2 protein-coding genes and 1 pseudogene are annotated in these 4533 nt (G+C 70.0%); 1 reads left to right on the plus strand and 2 read right to left on the minus strand.

Annotated features, from left to right (window positions below; genetic code table 11):
- Positions 1-207: 207 nt before the first annotated feature.
- Positions 208-2226 (plus strand): FG-GAP-like repeat-containing protein, encoded by a 2019-nt coding sequence (locus tag GT354_RS42665; RefSeq protein ID WP_161362237.1) that lies wholly within the window; start codon positions 208-210, stop codon positions 2224-2226.
- A gap of 177 nt (positions 2227-2403) precedes the next feature.
- On the opposite strand, the gene GT354_RS55160 is transcribed toward GT354_RS42665, so the two are convergent.
- Positions 2404-3201, minus strand: coding sequence for an HAD family hydrolase (locus GT354_RS55160; RefSeq protein ID WP_346012433.1), 798 nt, complete (start codon positions 3199-3201; stop codon positions 2404-2406).
- Positions 3202-3296: 95 nt separating this feature from the next.
- A pseudogene (locus tag GT354_RS55165) lies at positions 3297-4533 on the minus strand (hypothetical protein); the annotation flags it as partial.

A 4533-nucleotide genomic window follows, 5' to 3' on the forward strand; every position in this document is an offset into this window, starting at 1 on the left:
GACACCCCCGTGGTCGGCGACTGGGACGGCAACCACACCACCACCCCCGGAGTCGTCAAGTCCTGATCCGACCGAACGCAGTGCGGGTCCCGGGTCGCCGACACCGTCGGTGACCCGGGACCCGCACGTGACCTCGGCCCGCACGAGTTTGTGGTGCTTGCGAAGGTCGACGTCGGGACCGCGTCCGAACCCGAACCTGGAGACATCGTGAGGTTCAGAACGATTCTGGTGATGATCGCGGCGCTGTGTGCGGCGCTGCTCACGCCGATGGGCGCGGCGACCGCGGCTACGGCCGCGGGTCCGCCCGCGACATTGCGGTTTCTCGAATACAACATCTGCGGCGCGTATTACACGTGCACCACCGATCCGACGGGCATGACCGGCGAGGTCACCCGGCGCGTCGCGAAGATCGAAGCCGAGGTGGTCGCCGCCCAACCCGACGTGGTCTTCCTCAACGAAGTGTGCAGTACGCAGTTCGAGGTGTTGCTCGACAAGCTCGCCGCGCGTGGCTATCGGGGCGAGTTCCGCGCGTTGCAGGACGGCTACTTCAGATGCCGTCTGCACAACGAGGAGACGGGGGATTCGGGTCCCGCGTGGGGAACCCGAAGCGAAGGTGTGGCGGTCCTGGTCAAGGGACCGATCAGCGGCAGTGACTTCCACAACCTGAGCGAGCCCGGCACACCCGACGAGCAGGCGGGCATGGTGTGTGCCAACACCACGCTCCGGTCGCGCCCGCTGCGCGCGTGCGGCGCGCATACCCACCCGACCGGGGCCGGGCCGGGCGAGAACCGCAAGTTGGCCGCCACGGTGAACCCGTGGGTGGCCGCCGGCATCCCGGTGGTCGTCGGCGGCGACCTGAACTTCCGGCCGAACGACCCGAGCATGAGCGGGATGTACTCGCACACCGGCGGCACCGGAAGGTTCGTCGAGATCGACGACACCGACAAGGCCCGTTTCGGATCGACGTGCCCCCAGACCGCCGCGCGGTGTCGCAGTGGCGAGGTCACGTACGAGACCGCGGCGCCCGCCGAGCGCGACAAGCTGGACTACGTTTTCCTGAGCGCCCCGCACTTCGTCGACTACTCGGCGACCGTCGTGGGCCACGACCCGGACGTGACGGATCACGACGTGTTGCTCGGCGAGGCGTCGTGGAACCCGAACACCGCCCCGGGCGCCTACCCGGTCACGGCTCCCCGCGACTTCAACCACAGCGGCCTCAGCGACGTCGGCATCCTCTACGACGACGAGGCGAGCCGCAGTTCGCTGTGGGCCGCCTTCGGTGGCGGGACCTCGTTCGACGCGCCGATCAAGGCGTGGGACAGCGGCGCCGGCAACTTCAACTGGAACCGCGCGAAGCCGATCTCCGGCGACTTCGACGGCGACGGTACGAGCGACGTGGCCATGATGTACAACGACGACGACGCGCGCAGTTCCATGTGGTTGGCGTACGGCAACGGCAAGACCTTCCAACCTCCGATCAAGGCATGGGACAGCGGCGCGGGAAACTTCGACTGGGACAGGACGCAGATCACCGCAGGCGACTACAACGGTGACGGCAGGTCCGACATCGCCCTCCTGTACGGCTACTCCACCACCCACAGCGCGATCTTCACTCTCGACGGCACGGCGACCGGCCTCACCGGCACGACCAGGACGTGGGACAGCGGCACGACGCCCATCGATGCCGGCCGGGTCTCACTCACGTCGGGCGACTTCACCGGCGACGGCAAGGCCGACCTCGGCCTGGTGCACGGCTACGACGGCAGCCGCGTCGTCGTGTACCGGCTGACCGCCACGGGTACCTCGTTCACCGGTCCCGACCAGGTCTGGGACAGCGGAGCCGGCGCCTGGAATCCTGCCCGTGTCAAGGTCGCCTCCGGCGACTTCACCGGCGACGGCAGGGCCGACATCGGCCTGTTGTACAACTACGACGACAGCCGCACCGGGCTTTTCACCATGACGGGCACCGGCACCGGAACCGGCTTCACCGCTCCGCAGCCGGTGTGGGACAGCGGCGTCGGTGGCTTCGACTGGAACCGCGTCAAGCTCACCTCGGGTGACTTCACCGGCGACGGCAGGACGGACCTCGCGATGTTCTACGACGAGGGCGCGAGCACGTCCTCGCTGTGGATCCAGGCGAGCACGGGCGCGGGCTTCGCCCCGCCCGCGAAGGCCTGGTTCAGCGGCGTGGGCAACTTCAACTGGAACAAGGTCAAGCCGACCTGATCGCGCCGGGTCGCAGCGCGGAAGTGGTCCCGGAATCGTCGGAAGCCGAACAGGTCGGCCCGATCCGTCGGCTCCGGGACCATGCGGGCCGCACCCGGGCGGAACAGCGACCTGCGTGAGCGGCCCGGTTGTCGATCACGATCTGTCCGAGCCCTCCGGAGCAGGAGCCTCGGAGTGTCACCCGAAATGTCGTTCCAAGACGGTGGCCACGCCGTGTTCGTCGTTGGACGTGGTGTGTCGTGGCACCGCGGCGAGGACGTCCGGGTGTGCGTTGGCCACGGCGTAGCCGGCGCCTGCCCATCGGAGGACGTCGAGGTCGTTGGGCATGTCGCCGAACGCGACGACTTCGGCCGCGGTGATCGCGCGGTCGCGGCAATGAGTCGCCAGGGCAGCCGCCTTGGTCACTCCGGGTGCGCTGATCTCCAGCAGACCCGTGCCTCCCGAGTGGGTGAACCGGGCGAGCGCACCGGCCGCCTCGCGCGCGGCCGTGAGCATGGCGTCGGCGTCGAATCGCGTCGATCGGGCGAGGAGTTTCACGATCGGTACGTCGGCCGACCACAACTCCTCGACGCCGCTCACGGCGAACTGCGCGCTTGCGTCCTCCGGCATGGGCACCCGGAATCCCGGCGTGAAGACCACCTTGTGCCCCGTCTCGATCGCGAACTCGACGCCGGGCAGCAGCACGGACAGGGTCCGTGCCGTTCGGCGCGCGGATTCGACCGGCAGCGTACGGGCGGTGAGCACGGTCCGGGACGTGATGTCGTAGACGAGCGCCCCGTTGCTGCACAGCGCCGTGCCCGACAGGCCGAACCGCTCGGCGAGCGCGTCGACGAAACGGGGCGGTCGGGCGGTGACCAGCACCACTTCGGCCCCGGCATCGGCAACCCGCCCGAGAGCCCGCAGCGTTCGTGGCGACAACGTGCCGTCCCCGCACAGCAACGTGCCGTCGAGGTCGGTGGCGACGAGTCGGATCACGGCGGCAGCGTACCCGACGACCACGCTCCGTCCGCCTCGATTCTTCGCCCCTCCCCGCTCGGACGGTCTGCAGGTCTGGGCGCCGGGGTGGGGGCTCACGGCTTGGGGAGTTTTTCGACCAGCGCGGTTCCCAGCTCGCCGGCCATCGCGCAGAGCCACTCCTCGGATTCGGGTGCGTACACCTCGATCTGCACGAGCTCCACGACGGGGTGGACCGGGGTGTTCGGGTACGTGCGATGCACGACGCGGGCGGTGCACTTGTTCTTGTCCGATCCTCCCGGGGCCACGAACGCCTGCCGGCCGGCCAGCCGCCTCGGTCGGCCGGCCTCGGGGCCCAGCGGCTCCCGTTGGTAGAACCGCAGGATGACGGCCGCCTTGCCGAAGGTGCTGTGCCAACGGCATTTCCAGTCGCCGAAACCGGGAGTCGGCCGCTGAGTGTCGAGCCCGGGCACCCGGGTGAGCGCGGACGGATCCAGCATGGCGCATGCGTCCTCGCGGATCAGCGACGCGTCTCTCGGTGCGGACGAGCGTCGCGGGATCGGACCGCGACCGACCACGCCGACCGCGTGATAGGCCACCGCGTCGGCCATGTCGCACAGATCGGGCGACGCGTCGGCGAGCTTCGTGGTCGTCACCTTGACCACGTAGCCGTCGGGGAGGCGAAGAATGCGGTGGCACTCGTTGTCCTCGACGGGGCTCTCGATCAGCGTGATGTCGCCGATGCGGCGGGTACGCAGTTGTGCGCCCAACTCCTGTGAACCCTCCATGAACGAGAGTTCCGCGTCGGCGACCCGCTGCCCGTTCCCCGTGTGTACGAGCAGGTCGCATCGCCGAAACCCGCCCAGGGCCGCGTCCAGCCTGATGTCGCCGAAGCGTGCCAGGGACGCCGGATCGACCAGCGCGCACGGGTCGGCCGTACGCTCGTCACCGACGAGCATCGCGCGAGATCCGGCCGGTACGGTCGCCGGCTCCCGCGCGCGCCCCGGCTCGACGACGGACGACCACACCAGAATCCCCGCCGTCACCGCGGCCGTTGCACCGAGGGCGATCGGCCATGCTCGGCTCGGCCGTCTCGGCCCTGGCAGGTGACGGCGCAGCGTCGAGACGAGCCGGCGCATCCTCCTCGGCTGCGCTGCGGCGTCCCGGTCCTCGTCCTTGTTCCGGTCCTTGTCCTCGTCCCCGTCCCGGGACGGCGCGCCCGAGTCGCCCGGCGGTCGCGCGACGAGCGGGTGCCCGGAGACGGAGCGGGAGCGGGAGTCGGAGCGGGAGCGGGAGTCGGCGCCGGAGACGAGCCCCCACCCGGCTCCGAGCCCGGGTTGCGCGCCCGGCGCC

Origin of the sequence: Streptomyces sp. SID3343, assembly GCF_009865215.1 — a bacterium.
Classification (GTDB): Bacteria; Actinomycetota; Actinomycetes; order Streptomycetales; family Streptomycetaceae; genus Embleya.